This is a genomic window from Acinetobacter zhairuonensis (assembly GCF_022601715.1).
Classification (GTDB): Bacteria; Pseudomonadota; Gammaproteobacteria; order Pseudomonadales; family Moraxellaceae; genus Acinetobacter.
In genome coordinates this window covers 16,377-35,179 of the sequence record NZ_JAKVIM010000019.1, presented here as the reverse complement: position 1 = coordinate 35,179, position 18,803 = coordinate 16,377, and the positions used below count along the sequence as shown (strand labels likewise).

Annotated in this window: 13 protein-coding genes; 6 read left to right on the top strand and 7 right to left on the bottom strand. The window is 39.1% G+C overall.

Annotated features, from left to right (window positions below):
* Positions 1-406: 406 nt before the first annotated feature.
* The gene (locus MKI85_RS13990; RefSeq protein WP_241628491.1) at positions 407-1,396 is read right to left on the bottom strand and encodes an NADP-dependent oxidoreductase; all 990 of its coding nucleotides are present in this window, start codon (positions 1,394-1,396) and stop codon (positions 407-409) included.
* A 270-nt stretch (positions 1,397-1,666) separates the two neighbouring features.
* On the opposite strand from MKI85_RS13990, the gene MKI85_RS13985 reads away from it, so the two are divergent.
* Complete coding sequence (locus MKI85_RS13985) at positions 1,667-2,395, top strand: SDR family NAD(P)-dependent oxidoreductase (RefSeq protein ID WP_241628488.1); 729 nt, start codon at positions 1,667-1,669, stop codon at positions 2,393-2,395.
* A 23-nt stretch (positions 2,396-2,418) separates the two neighbouring features.
* Here MKI85_RS13985 and MKI85_RS13980 read toward each other — a convergent pair whose 3' ends face one another.
* A complete protein-coding gene (locus tag MKI85_RS13980) occupies positions 2,419-4,962 on the bottom strand; it encodes a LuxR C-terminal-related transcriptional regulator (protein WP_241628486.1) in 2,544 nt (847 codons plus the stop codon).
* Between the two features lie 565 nt (positions 4,963-5,527).
* Between MKI85_RS13980 and MKI85_RS13975 the strand changes: the two genes are divergently transcribed.
* Positions 5,528-6,310 carry a helix-turn-helix transcriptional regulator gene (locus tag MKI85_RS13975; protein ID WP_241628484.1) on the top strand — a complete coding sequence of 261 codons (783 nt, stop codon included), beginning with the start codon at positions 5,528-5,530 and terminating at the stop codon, positions 6,308-6,310.
* Positions 6,311-6,321: 11 nt separating this feature from the next.
* Here MKI85_RS13975 and MKI85_RS13970 read toward each other — a convergent pair whose 3' ends face one another.
* The gene (locus MKI85_RS13970) at positions 6,322-7,356 is read right to left on the bottom strand and encodes an AraC family transcriptional regulator (protein WP_241628483.1); all 1,035 of its coding nucleotides are present in this window, start codon (positions 7,354-7,356) and stop codon (positions 6,322-6,324) included.
* Between the two features lie 110 nt (positions 7,357-7,466).
* Here MKI85_RS13970 and MKI85_RS13965 point away from each other — a divergent pair, with 110 nt between their 5' ends.
* The 4 genes from MKI85_RS13965 (at position 7,467) to MKI85_RS13950 (ending at position 13,166) form a co-directional block, all read left to right on the top strand.
* Positions 7,467-8,957 (top strand): flavin-containing monooxygenase, encoded by a 1,491-nt coding sequence (locus MKI85_RS13965; protein ID WP_241628481.1) that lies wholly within the window; start codon positions 7,467-7,469, stop codon positions 8,955-8,957.
* A 69-nt stretch (positions 8,958-9,026) separates the two neighbouring features.
* Positions 9,027-9,932, top strand: coding sequence for an alpha/beta hydrolase (locus MKI85_RS13960; protein WP_241628479.1), 906 nt, complete (start codon positions 9,027-9,029; stop codon positions 9,930-9,932).
* Between the two features lie 294 nt (positions 9,933-10,226).
* Positions 10,227-12,116: an AMP-binding protein gene (locus MKI85_RS13955; RefSeq protein WP_241628477.1), complete on the top strand. Its 1,890-nt coding sequence runs from the start codon at positions 10,227-10,229 to the stop codon at positions 12,114-12,116.
* Between the two features lie 21 nt (positions 12,117-12,137).
* A complete protein-coding gene (locus tag MKI85_RS13950) occupies positions 12,138-13,166 on the top strand; it encodes an NAD(P)H-dependent flavin oxidoreductase (protein ID WP_241628475.1) in 1,029 nt (342 codons plus the stop codon).
* Between the two features lie 92 nt (positions 13,167-13,258).
* Here the strand turns inward: MKI85_RS13950 and MKI85_RS13945 are convergent, their stop codons facing one another.
* The 4 genes from MKI85_RS13945 to MKI85_RS13930 all read right to left on the bottom strand — a co-directional run bounded on the left by MKI85_RS13945 (position 13,259) and on the right by MKI85_RS13930 (position 18,801).
* Positions 13,259-14,251 (bottom strand): HupE/UreJ family protein, encoded by a 993-nt coding sequence (locus MKI85_RS13945; protein WP_241628473.1) that lies wholly within the window; start codon positions 14,249-14,251, stop codon positions 13,259-13,261.
* Positions 14,248-15,000, bottom strand: a complete 753-nt coding sequence (locus MKI85_RS13940) for a peptidyl-prolyl cis-trans isomerase (RefSeq protein ID WP_241628471.1) — start codon at positions 14,998-15,000, stop codon at positions 14,248-14,250. Before MKI85_RS13940 ends, MKI85_RS13945 begins: the two co-directional genes overlap by 4 nt.
* A 117-nt stretch (positions 15,001-15,117) precedes the next feature.
* A complete protein-coding gene (locus MKI85_RS13935; RefSeq protein ID WP_241628469.1) occupies positions 15,118-17,010 on the bottom strand; it encodes a DUF3604 domain-containing protein in 1,893 nt (630 codons plus the stop codon).
* A 240-nt stretch (positions 17,011-17,250) separates the two neighbouring features.
* Complete coding sequence (locus tag MKI85_RS13930) at positions 17,251-18,801, bottom strand: arylsulfatase (RefSeq protein ID WP_241628466.1); 1,551 nt, start codon at positions 18,799-18,801, stop codon at positions 17,251-17,253.
* Between the last annotated feature and the right edge of the window lie 2 nt (positions 18,802-18,803).

The following is an 18,803-nucleotide window of genomic DNA, read 5'->3' as shown; positions in this document are numbered from 1 at the left end:
TTGATGCGATTTCGCCAATGCTGGATGCTAGAAGAGTTACTTCCTTCTGATTTGATTTTATCTGTGCAACATCATTTTGACCAATTCGGAGATTAAATTTTTCTGATTTATAAATTATTAACACTTAAATGTTTCATATACATGAGCTTGCAGAACATCATAGCCAATATTGATTCACATACATTTCAGCAGTGCGTTCTCACCTTATTGTTTTATATAAAGTATTTTTAAAAAATGCACTAGCGACACTAAAATATATGCTCTTTTAAATAAACACTTATCCATGAATTTAGATGGAAAAAGCAAGATAATTGAATAGTCTAATTACAAGACCGTTGAGGTCTACAGTAAAGATAAGCTACTCCTAGCAATTTGTGCAGAGGAGTAGCTTAAATCCATCATACAATTAGAACTTAACGATGAATTTACCCGTATTTTCACCTTTAAAAAGCATCATCAAACCTTCAGGTAAACGATCAAATCCTTCAATCAAGTGTGACTTAAATTTAATTTTCCCTTCAGCAACATAGCGCCCAAGAGTTGACATTGCTTCTTCCGAGTACTGAGCATAATCTGTCACGATAAAACCTTGTACGCGTAAACTTTTTAGATTGATATCAACCCAACTTGGTCCTTTTGTTGGAACATCATTATCATAATCTGATAGCACTCCACACACGACTACGCGACCGTATCGATTCATCTGATTGTAAACAATCTCTTGGATTGGACCACCCGTGTTTTCATAAAAAATATCAACCCCATTCGGCGCTGCTGCTTTTAACTGTTCTGCTAAATTTTGCGACTTATAATTGATCGCTGCATCAAAACCTAACTCATCTACTAACCATTTACATTTCGCATCAGAACCTGCAATACCAACTACACGCATGCCTTGAGCTTTAGCCAACTGACCCACCAATGAACCAACCGAGCCCGCTGCGCCAGTCACAACCAAAGTTTCACCTTGCTTTGGTTGACCTATTTTCATCAAACCCGCATAAGCTGTAAGACCCGTAAAATAAAAAATAGATAAAATAGCTTCAGGAGATAATGAAGCATCTACTACATTCATTTCTTCATGACCAAGTACATACTCAGCCCAACCAGTAATGCCCACAACTTGCGAGTCCACTGGAAATTTTGGGTTAAGTGATTCAACAACCATTCCTACACCGTAGGAGCGCATGACTTCACCAATTTGTACAGGAGGTAGATAGCTGTCTTCACGTTGTTGCAGCCAAGTACGCATCGCTGGGTCAAGTGACATATATGTTTGCTTAACTAAAAACTCACCTTCTTTAAGCGTAGGTCGCGGTAAAGATACTAAGTCAAAAATATCTTGTGAAATAGTACCTTGAGGATATTTCAATAATTTAAAAGCTTTATAAATCATATTTTTTCCTGAATACATTGAAATATTTCCAATGATTAGACGTGCGTTAAATCCATTTAATTGTACAAATTTCAATCACCATAAATATGATTAGAAATCTCAATTACAACTGAAAAAAATAGCCTAGCAAACCTTTAAAATTGAAAGCGCCACTCTAACGAATGGTAATTACAATTTAAATTTCCATTCTTGATTTCACGCTCTCATGAGCCTAATTATATTTTTGTCAATCGGGATAGATTGAAAAACAATATTTCTAGGATTATAAAAATGGAAACTTTCAACAAAAATATGTTCCAAAACAAAGTTGCAGTTGTGACTGGTGGTACATCTGGTATTGGTCATGCAGTTGCGATTGCTTTTGCTGAAAAGGGCGCAAAAGTATGGGCACTCGGCTTACAAGCACATCAAGCTGTTTATCCAGAAGGATTAGACATTCATCCTGTTGAAATTGACGTCACCGACAAAAAAGCTGTTGATCAATTCTTCTCAACGCTAGACCACATTGATTCACTCTTTAATGGTGCTGGTATGGGAGCTTTAGATGAACATGAATTTGATTCGTTCAAGCGTGTTATGGATGTGAATTTAAATTCTGTTTTCTACATTAGTGAATGTGCTGCGAAGCTTATGACGAAGTCAGATAATGCTTCGATTGTCAATGTATCTTCAATGTATGCGATTTTTGGTTCACCAATGGTACCAGCCTATTCAGCATCAAAAGGTGCAATTGATCAATTAACGAAATCACATGCACTTTATTTTGCAAAAGATAAAATTCGGGTCAATGCGATTGTACCAGGCTGGATTGACACCCCATTACTCCACCCACTAAAAGATATGCCAGACATTCAAAATCGTATTGCTGAGCGTACACCAATGCTACGTTTAGGCAAACCGCAAGAAGTTGCGGACTTAGTGGTCTACTTATCTTCAAAAGCAGCAAGCTTTATCAGTGGTACAATGGTTAATATTGATGGTGGTTATTCAAGTAACTAACTCATCAAATTTAAATAAAGGGCTTATACAATAAGCCCTTTATTTTTAGCAGCCGCCACAGCTTCCAACCGAGAACGAACCGTTAATTTGCTATAAATATTGCGTAAATGCCATTTAATAGTATTTACAGACAAAAAAATCTTCTCTGCAATTTCAGCATCTGTTAGACCTTCTCCAACTTGAGATAAAATTTGCAATTCTCTTTTTGAGAATTGATCTAAGTGAGCAAGGCTCTTCGATTCATTCGTTGTTGGATGTACTTCATCATTCAAATTTGGTTGCTGAACCTCAAATAAGTACTGAATATATTTCAATAAAGTAATATTTTTGTTCTGTTTACGTGCTTGTAACTCTTTATACAGCTGAGTCATTAACCCCCAAATTATTGGATGCTCATCCAGAATCAACCGCAAAGCACGCGTTGGCATAATCAATAACAACGCTTGCTCTAACTGAGCAAAAGCAAGTGCTAACTTTTTCTGTTGATGGTATGCCATAGTCAGTAATAATTTTAATCTGGCTTGACGTAATGGATATTGTTTAAAGCTTTGCTGTTGCTGCAATAAATATAAAACTGCCGTCTCAGCATTTCCATTCAGAATTTGCAGGCGATAGCTAATAAGATCATCCCCCCTTAACAAATTCGTAAAATTGAATAAATGAGGTACGGGATGAGTGTCGAAGTTAGGATGTTCTTTTGAAAACGGTAATTCTTTGGATTCGGGTTGCTGATAGCATTGTATTGTTTCAGCCAATCGAGGCAAAGACCATAAACTACTTTTAAGTTGAATCTCATTGATACAGCGTTGAGCAACAACTTGGTCTTTTTTCAATTGCGCTAACCTTAGTTTTAAAATATACCCGACTATCACCATATCTGGCATAACCAATTGAATTCCGCCATTGAATTCAGTTAAGGCCTCTTCAGCGAGTGCTAATTTGTTCATTTCATAATAAAGATCAGCTTTAAAACTACTTGAGATTGCAGCTATTGCAGCTATTGCAGCTTGATTATCATCATCCAATCCTAATGCTCTATACTCTTCACACTGACCAATTTGACTGAATTTCTGTTCAGCCAAGTCCAAATCACCGACTAAATAATCACAAAGTGCATCAATACAATCAATTAAAATGAGCCCATACAAGTTACGACCCTGAACATTGATAATCCGTGTATCAACGATTAACCTTCTCGCCGCTGTCATTTCACTACAACAAATGTGGTACAAGACACTAATCCCCATAAGAGGACCTCGCGTAAAGTACGATGTCACTGGCAAATTCTGTAAATTATTTAAAGCTAATTCATAGGCAATAGAAAGTTTATCTTCCAAGATAGCAATAAAAGGAGCTAACCCCAGCTGATCCTTATGTTTTGAAAGTGTTTCATGTTGATCAATGCTATACCACAATTGTAAATAATGATTTGCCAACGCAATTTGATGAGTCAGTAACAAAGACCAAATGACGTCATACAGTAAGCTTGGATACTGTACCAATATAGATTCAGGTAAGTGCTTTACCCATTCCAACAGTGTGTATAAGCGACCTTCAAGTACAAGTTCTCGGCTACAATCATCAAGCAACCTCGCCATTAATGCCGTATCACCAACGTGTTGGGCGTGATAAATCGCCTGCATAACATCTCGGTTATTTTTATACCATTGAGCTGCTTTAATATGCAGTTGTGTATATTTTTCAGGATACATCAACTGAAAGCGCGAAGATAAAAAATCACTGAATAAGGAATGCATTCGATACCAAACTCTTTGTTCATCCATTGCTTGAATAAACAATCCCTTTTGATTCATCAAAGCTAAGTTTTTCTGAGCTGAATTACTCCCCGTCAACTCTTGAATTAAGGTTAAATTAAATTTTTTTAGGATGCTAATCTGCATTAAAAAGTGCTGAATCTCTTCCGTTTGCTGTAAAAAAACTTGCTCATTTAAGTAATCAGCAATTTGATTATGCGTGCCTGCAATAGTCCGAATAAAATTTTCAAAGTTCGTATTATCTTGCACATATATTTTTGCAAGTTGAATACCTGTCATCCACCCTTCTGTTTTAGCAATCAATTGTTGGGCTGTTTCACGATTTATGATCTCAAGATCATTATTTTTACTGTGAAAAAAATTGATTAACTCATCAACATCTCTAGGTTTTAAACTTAATTGCTCTTCAGTAATGATATGCATTCGACCATCTAATAATTCTTTCGTCAAACTACATTCAGGACGTATTCGTGATGCGACTACCAACTTACAATGCTGTGGTAAATTCAAATACAACCACCAGACCAAATGAAGACTATTCAAATTTGTCAAAAGTTCCAGATCATCAATAAACAAGGTTCTTTTTTGTTCACTCTGATTTAATTTTTCAGTAAGCACATAAACATCTTGTTTCGTGATTTTACCCTCTACAAAATTGACTTGAGGGAGTTCTTCATACAGAACGTACCAAAGATATTGGTATAAACGAGGTGGATCATTGTCATCTTCATCCAGTGTAAGCCAATGTGTAGATATATTGTGCTGTTTTTGCTCAAGTGCAATTTGACTCATTAAGGTTGTTTTTCCATAGCCAGCTGCGGCATGAATAAACAACATACTCTTAGTACTGTGACGTGCTATAGAATCCATTAACTGATGCCTATCCATTGCACTTTGATGATCAACAATAGGTGGACTCAGTTTGGAATGTAAAATAAGCATACTTCAAATTACTCACATGTATTATTGTCAACTTCCTGTCAACTGCTTTCCTGAAATTTGCAACCGATTAGCGTATTCACACTCCAACATGTGAATCCAATCTCTCTAGGAATAGCCATTTTCCATATGGCCAACAACTTAATATAAAGATTTCTGTTCTGCAATCCTGCTTGATACTTTCGCTACATCTTTCATGTTGGAGTGTAAGCTGCCAAACCCTTTTTGCTATAGGCAATGAATCCAGCTCCAAACCATCAATATTGCGACCTGATCAGTATAATGTCTCATCTATGCATCAAAATTCTCGTAGCCCTTACAAATAGCAGTTTGATACAAGCCGAACTTTGATTAATCCTATAGAATGAATTTAGTATTAAATAATCACAAAATATGTAAAACGGAATTACCCCAAAGTATGGATACTTTAACCACCAACAGTCCTATGCATGTTCATCTTTCTGACCATATGCTTTTAATAGATGCTGAGACAGTGATTTCTGGTCCTACACGCAGACCTACTTATGTACTCATTTGGTCAACTACGGATCGAACCTTTAGTTTTTCATCGGCTTCTGGGAAATTATTATTTGAAGGCAAAGCGGCACTTGTTGCGCCAGATGTGGAACGTCAACTTAAAACAGTAGACAGTAATATTTTCAGCCTCAATATTGAGCCTGGTCACGCAGCTTATCACTCTCTTTCTCAGCTGACTTATAACCACGGATTATGCCCACTAAAAATAGATCAATTGAAGGAGTTTTCAATAGAATTACGGCGGCATTTAAAAGATGAAAACAATAAAAAGATTGAAGAAACTACTCAGCACATTATGAGCCCTCTACTTCCCAAACATGCTCAATTTCGCCAAAGAGATGAAAGAATAGATCGGTTATTGCCTTTACTCGACCACCCTACGCCACCTGAATTATCATCATTAGCGCAGACGCTACATCTTTCAAAAGATCGACTATCTCATTTATTTAGTGCTGAAATTGGAATGCCTATCCGCTCCTATATCCTATGGCGTAGATACCGTCGTGCTATTCTTGCATTACAATCTGGAGAAAAACTTTCTACCGTCGCCCATCAAGTGGGTTTCTATGATCAAGCCCAAATGAGCCGAACTTTCCAAAACCTATTTGGATTTTCACCATCCACCCTCAAACAACCAGAATTCATTCATATTTCAGGTATTTAAGATCTTACTTTTTATTCTTCTTTGAAAGTCTTATTTAAGATATCTCGGTCTGAAGAGTCACGTACCTCTTTTGGAGAAAAACCAAACCAACGTTTGCAGGCACGACTAAAAGCGGATTGTTCAGAGAAACCTAGAATATCGGTGAGTTGACTCATTGAAATTTCGGTTTGCCACAGATACTGCAATGCCAACTCTTTACGAATACCATCTTTAATCGCATCAAATGAAGTGCCTTCTTGTGCGAGTTTCCGCTGTAATGTCCGAGGATGTAATGCGAGCATCGTAGCTACATGTATTTTATTTGCGCGTGGTGTAGATAAATGAAGACGGAGTGCCTTACGGACGCTAGCACTGACCTGCTCTGAAGGGTTACGGAAATAGCGATGAATATAATCTTCAGCAATTTCTCTTAAGGCTGGATTGGTACTATGAGGTTGACTCTCTAAAGTTTTTCTACTCAGATGTAAGGCAGCACGATCTTGATTAATTAAAATTGGTGCGCCAAAAAAACGTTGATATTCCGTGGTTGAAACTAAAGGCATATGCGGGAGTGAGACCGCTTTAAGTTCATAATTTTCTGCCGCCAACCATTTTAGAATTCGGTGTGTTGTACCTAAGCAATTATCAATGGTTTGCCGTTGTGGTACATAGCCATTAATTCTAATTTCAAAGATAACTTCTGCAGTCTCCTCGAACAGTTGGCTTTGTTCATTCAGGGATATGGCTAAACCAGGCCCATGTAAAAATAAAAAGTCAGAGGTATAGTCAATCACACCACGCATGGACGAGGCGCTTTGCATAATGAGGCCTAAAATCCCCAAGATACTAATATCTTGATGTTTTGAGATACGCAACCCCAAATCAGGGCATTGAGCCAGGTCCGCTGTACACTCATAGAGGTTTATAACGCTTTTTTGGTCAAGCCAAGCATCATCTTGTTTAATTTGGTCTGTCGTTATGTTGTATTGCGCAAGTATGTGTTGAGGATCGAAATTAAGGTCTTGCATAACCTCAAGGTAACCACGAATTCCACTTGCATGTACCATGATTGTCATGTCTTCTAGAGTTAAATAAATGTCTCCTCAAGTCAAGTTAAAATTTAATCAGTTGCTAGTATTAATATCGAATAACAAAACTGCGACATGGAGCCGCAAAAATGCAAATGGAATATGATGTAGTAATCATCGGAGCAGGGATCTCTGGAATTGGCATGGGATGCCAGCTTGAGCAGAAAAATCCAAATAAAACGTACACAATTTTAGATCGTCGACAAGACTTAGGTGGGACTTGGGATTTATTCCGCTACCCAGGTATTCGCTCTGACTCGGATGTCATTAGCTTTGGATATGAATATAATCCATGGAAAACAGGTACTGTCCTTGCCTCTGGTGAGAAAATCAAAGCATATTTAAGAGAAACTGCTCAGAAGTATGGTGTTGAGAAAAATATTCGTTATGGCATTAAAATTGTCTCGGCGAATTTTTCAACTGAAACGAACAAATGGACAGTTTCAGCAATCAATGAAACGACTGGCGAAGCTCAAGTATTTACCTGTAATTTCCTTGTCTCTGCAACAGGTTACTATAACCATGATCATGGTTATCAACCTAAGTTTGAAGGTTTAGAGAACTTCAAAGGTCAATTTGTACATCCTCAGCACTGGCCAGAAAACTTAGATTACAAGAATAAACGTGTTGTGGTAATTGGTAGTGGTGCAACTGCTGTAACATTAATTCCAGCCATGGCTGAAGACACTGCGCATATCACCATGTTGCAGCGCTCGCCAGGCTATATGATTAATGTCAATAATACAGATAAATTATTTAATGCAGCCCGCAAAGTATTCTCTGAAGAATTGGTTTACAAAGCTTTCCGTAAGCGTAATGTATTGAAACAACTCGGTATTTTCATACTATCGCACAAATATCCGCAACACATGCGTTCGTTCTTGCTTTCTCGCACCAAGAAAGAATTGGCTGGTCAATGTGATATGTCGCACTTCACCCCTGAGTATATGCCTTGGGAAGAGCGTTTATGTTCGGTTCCAGACAATGACTTGTTTAAAGTCGTTCGTAATGGTCAAGCATCTATTGTCACTGACCATATCGAACGCTTTACTGAAAATGGGATTTTACTGAAATCTGGCAAAACACTTGAAGCAGATATTATTGTCAGTGCGACAGGCCTAGAGTTGCAAATGATGGGTGGGATCGAAATTTCGGTTGATCAAGAACGCATTCACCCAAATCAAAAAATGACCTATAAAGGCGTGTTACTAGAAGATGTTCCAAACTTTGCGACCTTGTTCGGTTATACCAACGCACCATGGACGTTAAAAATCGATTTAGCCAACGACTATATTTGTAAGCTCATTAACGAGTTAGATATTCGTCAAATGGCTGCTGTGACACCTGTGGCTCCTGCTGGTGAAAATACGGGACATAGTATTGTGGATGGATTGCGTGCAGGTTATGTACAGCGTGGTGGCAAGCAAATGCCACTTCAAGGGAAGTCAGTAGAGTGGTGTGTGAGCCATATTTATTATTCAGACTTAAAAATGTATGCCCTACCAGTGGAAAGTTCAAGCTTAGTTTGGACTGCTCAAGCACAGCAAGCTAAAGCAAAAGGTAAAGTAAAAGCAGCATAGGAATTGCTCTGGATAATTAGCTCATATGGCAACAGTCATATGAGCTAAAAATGCAAAAAGGAATTTAAGATGAATACTTCACAACTGCAATTTATTAGCCAAGGTACACGTTGCGCAGGGACTTTAAAACTCCCCAAACAAAACCGTAAACCACCCGTCATTATTATGGCGCAAGGCTTTGGTATGATTAAAGATGCAGGCTTACCAAAGTTTGCTGAGCGCTTTGTCGCACAAGGTTATGCCGTATTTTCTTTCGATTATCGTGGCTTTGGTGACAGTGAGGGACATCCTCGGCACTGGGTCAGTCCAAAACGCCATTTAGAAGATTGGAAAGCTGCGCTCAACTTTGTAAGAACGCTAGATTCTGTGGATACACAACAGATTATTCTATGGGGTTATTCCTTCTCTGGTGGGCATGCGATTCAAACTGCTGCGCGTGATGGACAAGTTAAAGCCGTTATCTTACAAGCACCCCATGTAGATGGTCTGTCGAGCTTAAAAGGTGTACCTCTGTCTAAATTGGCAAAACTGAGTGCTGCTGGCTTTATGGATTTATTAGGAGGTTTGCTCAATAAACCAGTTTATCGCCCAATTATTGGTCGTGAAAATGATATTGCCGCAATGACCACAGCAGACGCATGGGATGGTTATTTATCGCAATTGCCAGAGAATGCCAAATGGGAAAATAAAACTCGTGCACGTATCTTTTTAGAAATCGCCTACTACAACCCAACTCTTTTTGCACATAAGCTATCAATGCCTGTAGTGGTGATTTCGGGTCAACGCGACAGCATTATTCCGGAACAATCCATTCGTTCTGCAGCGAATAAAATGCCAAATGCTGAATACTATATGCTCAACAGTAATCACTTTGAATTATGTGATGGCGAACTTTTTGAGCAAAATATTGCCCTACAAATTGATTTCCTAAAGAAGCACTGTCCTGCACATGCTGAACTGACTGTAGCCGCATAAAAGAGAGGCTCTTCAGCCTCTCCTTCTCGATTGCACTACATTTAAATCAGCAATATCAATAAAGGAATCAATGAGATATTTGCTTTATTCTCAGAGATATATCTTTAGAGTTCTTCTAAAAATTACTGATGGTGGTTTTAAATCCTAGAACATCAACTCGAGTATTAATACGTAGTCGCATTTCATAAAATATTCATCAAAAAAAGGTAGCTGTTCAGTACAAGTTTTTTATATTGAAGTGCTCTACAGTAAACCTTGGTTGAAAAAACAATAACTGCATTCAATGGAAAATATATGGAACATATTCAACATGATTGGCATGGTGGCTTAACATCTTTAGCTGCAATCGAACACTTCGAAAGTGAAAAGCCCCTTCAGGAGCGTATCCCTAAAACTGTCTATCAACTGTTTGTCGAAGCTGCAGCAAAATATGACAACAAAGTTGCATTGACGATGATTATGACAGGCGACGAACATGAACAACCTGCTCAATTAACCTATATAGAATTACTGAATAAAATTAATCAAACCGCAAATTTATTTGTGGATATTGTAGGTCAAGGTGCTGGTGTTGCTTATATTTTACCCTCCTTGCTCGAAACACAAATTACGCTTTGGGCGGCTGAAACATCTGGTTATGCAGTTCCTTTAAATCCACTATTAAATGCTGAACATCTCGCAGATTTGATCGAAAACTCCAAAGCAAAACTACTGGTTGTTCCTGGTCCAGCCATCGCACCTCAAATATGGGAAAAAGTAGAGGCCATTCGAGTGCGTTGTCCACACTTAAAAATTGTTGCGATTGTGGCACCTCCGAATTCGGATGCCATTGATTTTCATCAAGCCACTGCAATTCAACCTCAACACAGCCTTAGCTTCGAACAGCAAGAAGATTCAGAGCGTGTCGTTGCCTACTTCCATACAGGCGGTACAACTTCTGCACCCAAACTGGTTTCACATACGCACACCAATCAACTTGCAGCAGCACTGGGTACAGCAGCTTTATTAGATATTCGCACAACCGATATTTTAACCAATGGCATGCCCATGTTTCACGTTGGCGGCGCCATTGTCAGTAGCCTAGCCTTCTTTTTATCAGGTGCTGAAGTTTTAATTTTGTCGCCAAGTGGATTTAGAAACCCACAAATGGTTCAACAGTTTTGGTGTATTGTTAAGCACTATAAAGTCACTGTATTAGGTGCCGTACCGACAGCACTCGCTGCAATCCTCACTCAACCTGTTAATGCTGATTTGTCAACTGTGCGTTTAGCGATTACTGGTTCAGCTGCCACTCCAAAAGCTGTCGCTGAACAATTTAAAACGAAAACAGGACTATCAGTTCATGAAATCTTAGGCATGACCGAATCTGGTGGTGCTACTGCAATTGACCCTGCAGGTGTAGAAGCGACCATGAACTGTGTTGGATTGCGTTTGCCATATACGCGACTCTCCATTCATAAGCGTTTAGAGGGTGGTAAAATTGGAGGTGAGTGCTCGGTGAATGAAACTGGAATTTTAGTGGTTTCAGGTCCAACTGTGAGCTCAGGTTATCTCAATACGGCGCAAGGTGCAGATACATTCCATCAAGGTCAATTAAATAGTGGGGATTTAGGTCGACTCGATGCTGAAGGTCGACTCCACCTCTCTGGGCGCTCTAAAGATCTAATTATTCGTGGTGGTCATAATATTGACCCTGTCATGATTGAAGATGTACTTGCTTCACATCCCGCTGTTGCTGCTGCGGCAGCTGTGGGTCAACCCGATGCTTATGCAGGCGAACGCCCTGTGTGTTATGTCACGCTGAAAGCAAATCAACAGATCAATGCAGATGAACTTTTAAGCTTTGCTCAACAAGGGATTTCAGAACGCCCCGCTTGGCCTAGCATGATCCATATTATTGAAGAGTTACCACTCACGGGCGTTGGTAAAATTTATAAACCAGCGTTACGCGCCAATGCCGCACTCTATGTACTTACACCGCTGATTCAAGAAGCTGCTGGATCTAGTCTGATACAGTTAACTTCTGTTGATGAAGGTACAAAAGGCTTAATTATAGAAGTACAGCTTTCCAATTCATCCAAAGTTCATCTCGTGAATGAGGTATTAGGACGCTTTACTGTAGCTAGCCGTATCAATATTTTATCTTTAGATACCTCAGCCAGCACGATCTCACTCACTGCATAATTTTTAAAAGGGACAATTTAAATGATGAATCCAAACGTCAGCCGCCTTATGCAAAGATTAAAAAATCAATTAACTATTCCAGTCATTGCGGCACCTTTATTCATTATCTCAAACCCCAAATCGGTAATTGCTCAATGCCAAGCTGGCGTTGTTGGTTCTTTCCCATCTTTAAATGCTCGACCTGCGAGCTTATTAGAAGACTGGCTTAAAGAAATTACGGAAGCTTTAACACAGTGGGATATTGAACACCCTGAGCACCCCGCTGCGCCTTTTGCAGTAAATCTGATTGTGCATAAATCAAATGATCGTCTGGAACATGACCTCGCACTATGTGTGAAATATAAAGTGCCGATCATTATTACGTCTTTAGGTGCCAAAACAGAAGTGAATGATGCCATTCATAGTTATGGTGGTGTGGTTTTTCACGACATTATCAATCAGAAATTTGCGCGTAAAGCCATTGAAAAAGGTGCGGATGGTCTAATTGCCGTTGCTGCTGGTGCAGGCGGACATGCAGGAACTCAATCTCCATTTGCCTTAATTCAAGAAACGCGTGAATGGTTTAAAGGCCCATTGGCATTGTCAGGATCCATCACGACAGGTCAAGCCTTATTAGCTGCTAGAGCTTTAGGGGCTGATTTTGGCTATATCGGTTCCGGTTTTATTGCGACTCAAGAATGTGGTGCTGTTGATGACTATAAACAGATGATCGTAAATAGCACTGCAGACGATATTGTTTATTCCAACCTATTCACTGGCGTACATGGTAATTATCTACGTGGTTCAATTACTGCTGCTGGCCTAGACCCAGAAGGCTTAGAACAATCTCATGCAGATGCCATGAATTTCGGCTCTGGTGGTATTAAGACAAATAAAGCATGGCGTGATATTTGGGGCTGCGGTCAAGGTATTGGTACTATTCATGAAATTCCAACTGTTGCAGAGTTTGTGGATAACCTGAAAGAGGAATACCTAGCTGCCCTCAATCGTAACGATTTAAATTTGCCGACTTTTACTCAGATCAGCACTAAAGAAAGCTGTTCTGTTTAATCTGTCTTTAAAAAACCACAGAAGCGACATAAGTTGCTTCTGTGGTTTTTTTGTATTTCATTTATAAATCTTTATGCTTTAGAGGCAATGATTTAAACCATAAACCCCGAAACCCGTTCAATCACCCAAAATGCACTGATTGTCCCAATGGCATAAGGTGGAACTTTCTGTAGCCACAGCGGCCAGTCTTTCTTCAAATTTAAGAGATAAATGAGCAACAACATTACCCCGACAAAAGCCAATTGACCAAGTTCCACACCAATATTGAAAAAAGCCAAAGCTAATGGAATCTCTGTTTGTGGCAAACCAATTTCTGTCAAAGCACCAGCAAACCCAAAGCCATGTAATAAGCCAAAGGTAAAAGCAACTAACCACGGTTTACTACCGGTTAAGGTCACTTGCCCATTCAATCCTCTTAGAATTTCCAATGCCAAAAACATAATACTTAAGGCAATCACAGCTTCAACAGGTGGTCCAGGTACATGTACATAGCCCAATGATGCCATGCCTAAAGTAATACTATGTGCAAGCGTAAATGCTGTAATGGTTTTTACAATTCGCATTGCGCCTTTGGTCAAAATAATCAGTGCCAATACAAAAAGTAAGTGATCAAAGCCTAACAGAATATGCTCAATGCCCAGTATGGTATAGGTTTTAACTACATTCCATTTGGTCGGAGTTTGCGGAATGAGAATTTCATTGGTACTAGGTTGAATTAAAAAACTATATTTTTGTCCATCTTGCAAATGAAGATTCACCAATACATCAATCGTTGTGAGCGGTAGATTATTAATTTTGAGTGCTGTGCCTTGTAGTGGGTGACTACCAGTTAACTGATAGTGAAAAATTACAAAGCCTTCTAAAACAGTTTCAGGACTACTCTGCTCTAATTTGAAAGCTGGATCAAATTCAGGCTGAATATTACTTACCGTTTCACCGCGACTTGGGACTTTCCAAAGCACTTGATAATGCTCAGGATCAGACTGATTAATTTGTAAATAAGCAGGTCGAATTTCATGTGCCCAAACCTGAGTTAAACAGGCCGTCCAAACTAAAATAAAAACGCGTATAAAATTTTTGATCATTTTTTTGTATATAACAATGAAATATCCGAGGGAATGTCCTTGGCAGTAATACTCACGTTATATTTTGCCAATAACTCTTTATATACACGGTCTTGAGTCTCAAGCTCAGTTTGATATTTATATTCTCTTTCTACCTCATCCTTTATCTCTGCAAATTCAGGCAATTGTGTCTTTTCTTTAGTTTCAATAAAAACTAGATGTTCGCCAAACCCAGAAGAAACAGGTCCTACCCATTGATGTAACGGCAACTTGTCTAAAGCCTGTGCAAAGCCTCCTCCAAATGCATTATCCAAATCTGTCACTGGAGTTAATGACCACTCAGAAGGAATTCCTAAACGATTCAAGTCATTTTCAGGAATACTGCCACCTTGCTTTAATTGCGCCAACAACGTATTCAATTTTTGTGTTGAATCAGCTTCACCAGCAGGAAATACAATCTGTTTAAAGGCATAAGACGAAGGTTGCATAAATAATGCTGCATGTTGACTCAAATATTTCTTTAACTGTTCATCTGTAGGAGGCTGAGTCAAAGTGTTTAAATCAGTAGCAACCGCTTCCATTTTTTGCGACAAGCGCTTCTTAATAATCTCATCGTTGTGATCTAAGTTCAGTGCCAAAGCCTCACGATAAAACACTTCTTGACGAATATAACGATCAAGCAATGCCTGAATATCCGTTTTCTCTGGCTCTTTTTTCCATTGAATCGACCATAAGTTCTTTAAATGCTCAAATTCAGATTGATCAATCACGATGTGATTATTCTCTATCTGATTGCGGTTTACCCAGAAATAAACCGCAAAAATCAGAAAGCCCAATATCAAAAAGTGTATGAATGGTTCTTTTACTAGTCGTTTAATCATATATTCTTAATTTACTTCATGCCAAATAGGTGAACCCCAAGCGCGTTCTACAATTTGTTTTTTCACATCGTCAGGATATTTTACATTTGCACGTAACTCGTCATATAAATTCCAGCGTGCAGTTGGTAGTTGTAATACACGTACATAGTAGTAAGCTTGTTGTTTTGCATCAAAATCAGGGTCAGTCCAAACCCCCATTAACTCTGCACTACCTTTTTGGGTGTTAAATTGTCCTGTTTTTAAATTAATTGGCGCATTAATTGGCTCAACCGAACCATCTTTACGTAAACGATTGCCTGATGCGACAACGTTATATATTTTGTCTTTCATCTGACCATTTTCGACCCAACCTTTCACAATTTGAATCCGGTCCAAATTTGGTCCAATCGGGTCTTTCACCGCCCAGACTAAAATTTGAGGGGCAGTTTTTCCTTTATAGTCCCCTCCCATTGGGACACCTTTTTTATAACCATCTTGAACTAAAGCGTTATAAGAAGTATACGATTTAGCAAAACCTTGACCTGCAAATGCACGTACTTTCATACGTGGACCACTGGTTGCGAAGGTTTCTTTGGCTAACATCGCATCCCAAATTGCACCACGCGTATTGGAGGTTGCCCAAACGCCTGTTAATGCACCAGGGCTCATATCAGCAATACGCATTTCTCCTTCCAAGATATTATTAGCGCGTGCTTCTGGTTTACGGTCAGTTAATCCATGACTACCTAAGGCATAATTGTCTTCTTCCACATTACTCGGCGTACCATTGTGACTATCTGTTCCGCCCACGAATCCATACTTAAATGGGTTAGTACCTAAGTCTTGTTTATATTTGAGTCCACGGGTGAGCCCATAACGAACGAAGTTCTCTTTCTTGAATACGCGACCATTATATTTTTGTAGTGTTGCAGCATTTTCAAAATCAGCAAATTCATCATTTGGCCAGAACTGTGGAACAACTTCCGAATTTCCTTTAATTTGCATCATCTCAATTAAAGGTTCCATACTGGCACGAGTTTGTACATATTCTTTGGTAATTGGTTTACCTTCTAAAGTCGACTCGGTAAATAGCATGCCCTTACTTTCATTTGAGTTATGTGGCATTGCAAAGACTTTCATACCTTTGGCACGCTGAGTTCCCATCCATTGCCATAATTTTTCTGGATCTGGGCTTTCATTCGATGAGAATGGCATATCTGGAAGATTGGTATCTCGGAATAAAAGATTGCGGTGTAAATTTCCGCCATCAGGTGCCGAAGTCCATTCATAACCATGAATAGTGGTAAATTTACCTGGTTGGTAATATTTTTCAGTGGCTTCAAAATTCTTTTTCCAGGTCGATTTTATGGATTCAGGACCTTGGAAAAAAGAAGGATGCGGACTACCACCGCCACTTAAAGGATCAAGTACGTATTTTTTATATAAACCTAATGCCTCATTTAAATCTGTGGTTTCACGGAACGCTTTTGCTATTGGGTCATTATATCCTGGCGCACCTGGATTCATGAGGCTATAGGCTTCGCCCATAAATTCGGAATGATCTGTCACTGCACAGAAATCCAGTGGGCGCTTAATTTTATGCATTTGCCCATTCATATTTACGGCCTCACCCCGAGCAAATCGGTACGCATCTTCAGGGGTTAATCGGTTTCCACCAATGAAGGCATCCATGGATACCCCAGTATGTACATGGGTTTCACCAAAATAAGCGTCTTTATACGGATTTTGTTTGACTTGAGCTTCTGCTTTTTGGTTTTGACTGGTTTTTGACTCTACTTGAGGCGATCCTGTGGAGGTGGTAACAGCAAAGACATTGGTAAATATAAGTGCTGAAATAGACGAGGCTGAAATCACGCCCAAAATAGAGTAACGTAAAATGGAGATATTCAACTTTTTCATAATCAATTTTCCTAATTTTTAATCTTTCTTATCTTTACTTTTAAGAACCAGTAAGACCATAAATAGGTTAAGTTCTGAATATAAAATACTCCCAAGTAAGTTTAAATTCCAGATCAAACTTCAATCAATTATGTTTATTTTATTAAATCCGCAGTAAATGTGCCTAAAGATAGGGTTTACGCTTATTAACCAATAAAAAAGGCACTCTAAAGTGCCTTTTTGTCAGTGAATAACTACAAATTATTCATTGCCATTCTGCATTTGCTTAATCACTTCACTGAAGTCAAGCGTCGCAGCTTTTTGTACAGGAGGATACTTCTGTAGGGACTGAATATGCTCATTCAAGATTTCCTGAACAGGCTCATTCAGCCACTGTTTACTTTGAATAATGTCAGAACGATCTGTCTTATTGTCGAATGACTCATACGGATCTAAATGAATATTGTAAAAAACTGGGAACTTTTGTTTCTGATACTGGTCGTAATAGTTTTCGCTGGTTTCAAAATGCAGCTTCCACTGATTGAGGCGAATCGCACGTAAAGTTGACTCATGGTAATACAAAAAGTTATTACGCTTACTTTCTGGTGATTTTCCAGTCCAGTAATCTAAGTTATTGACCCCATCAATATACTGTTTACGCTTGGTTTTCATTTCCTCTACAACATTTGGATTACCTGCCGCAGCTGCCAAGGTCGTGAAGATATCCATATGTGCTTGAATGCCTGATCTGGTCTGTCCAGCAGGAATGTGTCCAGGCCAACGAACCATCATCGGCACACGAACACCACCTTCATATGTCGTCATTTTTTCGCCACGGAAAGGTGTAGTCCCCCCATGTAAACGCGCACTATGCTCAGGTCCATTATCGGTTGAATAAATCACGATCGTGTCATCAAGTACACCCATCGCTTTCATGTCATCGAGTAATTTACCAATTTGCATATCGTGTTCAAGAACACCACTACCGTACATGTCTGCACCAGTGGTTTTATCTGCCGCAAGATAACGATGTGCATCACGTAAATGGGTATACATATGCATACGACTTGGGTTTAACCAAACAAAGAATGGCTTGTCTGCATCCTTGCTTTTTTTCATAAAATCTAAGCTGGCTGCAATGAATTCATCATCCACTGTTTCCATTCGCTTAGTTGTTAAAGCCCCAGTATCAGTACAGGTTTGTTTGCCCATTTTCCCAAAACGTGGATCATCTGTACTGTCTGATTTGCTAGATGCATAACAATGCAGGACACCACGAGTACCAAATTTTTTCTTAAATTCTGGATCTTTTGGATAATCGTATTGTTCAGGCTCTTCTTCTGTATTGAGGTGGTAGAGGTTACCAAAGAACTCATCAAAACCATGTACGGTTGGTAGGTTCTCATTACGGTCACCCAAATGGTTTTTACCAAATTGACCGTTCATATAACCTAAAGGTTTTAAAACTTCAGCCAATGTTGGTGATGCCGCTTTAAGACCTAATGGAGAACCAGGACGCCCTACTGTGGTCATACCTGAACGAATAGGATACTGACCTGTAATTAGTGCTGCACGTCCTGCTGTTGAGCTGGGTTGAGCATAGTGTTCAGTAAACTTAATGCCTTCATTTGCAATACGGTCAATATTAGGTGTGGTATAACCCATGACACCTTGACCATATGCACTGACATTTGACCAGCCGACATCATCTGGAAAAATAATTAAAATATTGGGTGGTTTAGCAAAAGCCGCAGCGGTTAATAATGCTCCCCCCATTAATGCCAGTGAACGTGAGATGATATTCTTCTGCATAT

Coding starts and splice junctions, on each gene's coding strand:
- MKI85_RS13955 (WP_241628477.1), top strand. CDS start 10,227: ATGGAACATATTCAACATGATTGGCATGGTGGCTTAACATCTTTAGCT.
- MKI85_RS13980 (WP_241628486.1), bottom strand. CDS start 4,962: ATGAGTCAAATTGCACTTGAGCAAAAACAGCACAATATATCTACACAT.
- MKI85_RS13945 (WP_241628473.1), bottom strand. CDS start 14,251: ATGATCAAAAATTTTATACGCGTTTTTATTTTAGTTTGGACGGCCTGT.
- MKI85_RS13975 (WP_241628484.1), top strand. CDS start 5,528: ATGGATACTTTAACCACCAACAGTCCTATGCATGTTCATCTTTCTGAC.
- MKI85_RS13985 (WP_241628488.1), top strand. CDS start 1,667: ATGGAAACTTTCAACAAAAATATGTTCCAAAACAAAGTTGCAGTTGTG.
- MKI85_RS13950 (WP_241628475.1), top strand. CDS start 12,138: ATGATGAATCCAAACGTCAGCCGCCTTATGCAAAGATTAAAAAATCAA.
- MKI85_RS13965 (WP_241628481.1), top strand. CDS start 7,467: ATGCAAATGGAATATGATGTAGTAATCATCGGAGCAGGGATCTCTGGA.
- MKI85_RS13960 (WP_241628479.1), top strand. CDS start 9,027: ATGAATACTTCACAACTGCAATTTATTAGCCAAGGTACACGTTGCGCA.
- MKI85_RS13935 (WP_241628469.1), bottom strand. CDS start 17,010: ATGAAAAAGTTGAATATCTCCATTTTACGTTACTCTATTTTGGGCGTG.
- MKI85_RS13970 (WP_241628483.1), bottom strand. CDS start 7,356: ATGGTACATGCAAGTGGAATTCGTGGTTACCTTGAGGTTATGCAAGAC.
- MKI85_RS13990 (WP_241628491.1), bottom strand. CDS start 1,396: ATGATTTATAAAGCTTTTAAATTATTGAAATATCCTCAAGGTACTATT.
- MKI85_RS13930 (WP_241628466.1), bottom strand. CDS start 18,801: ATGCAGAAGAATATCATCTCACGTTCACTGGCATTAATGGGGGGAGCA.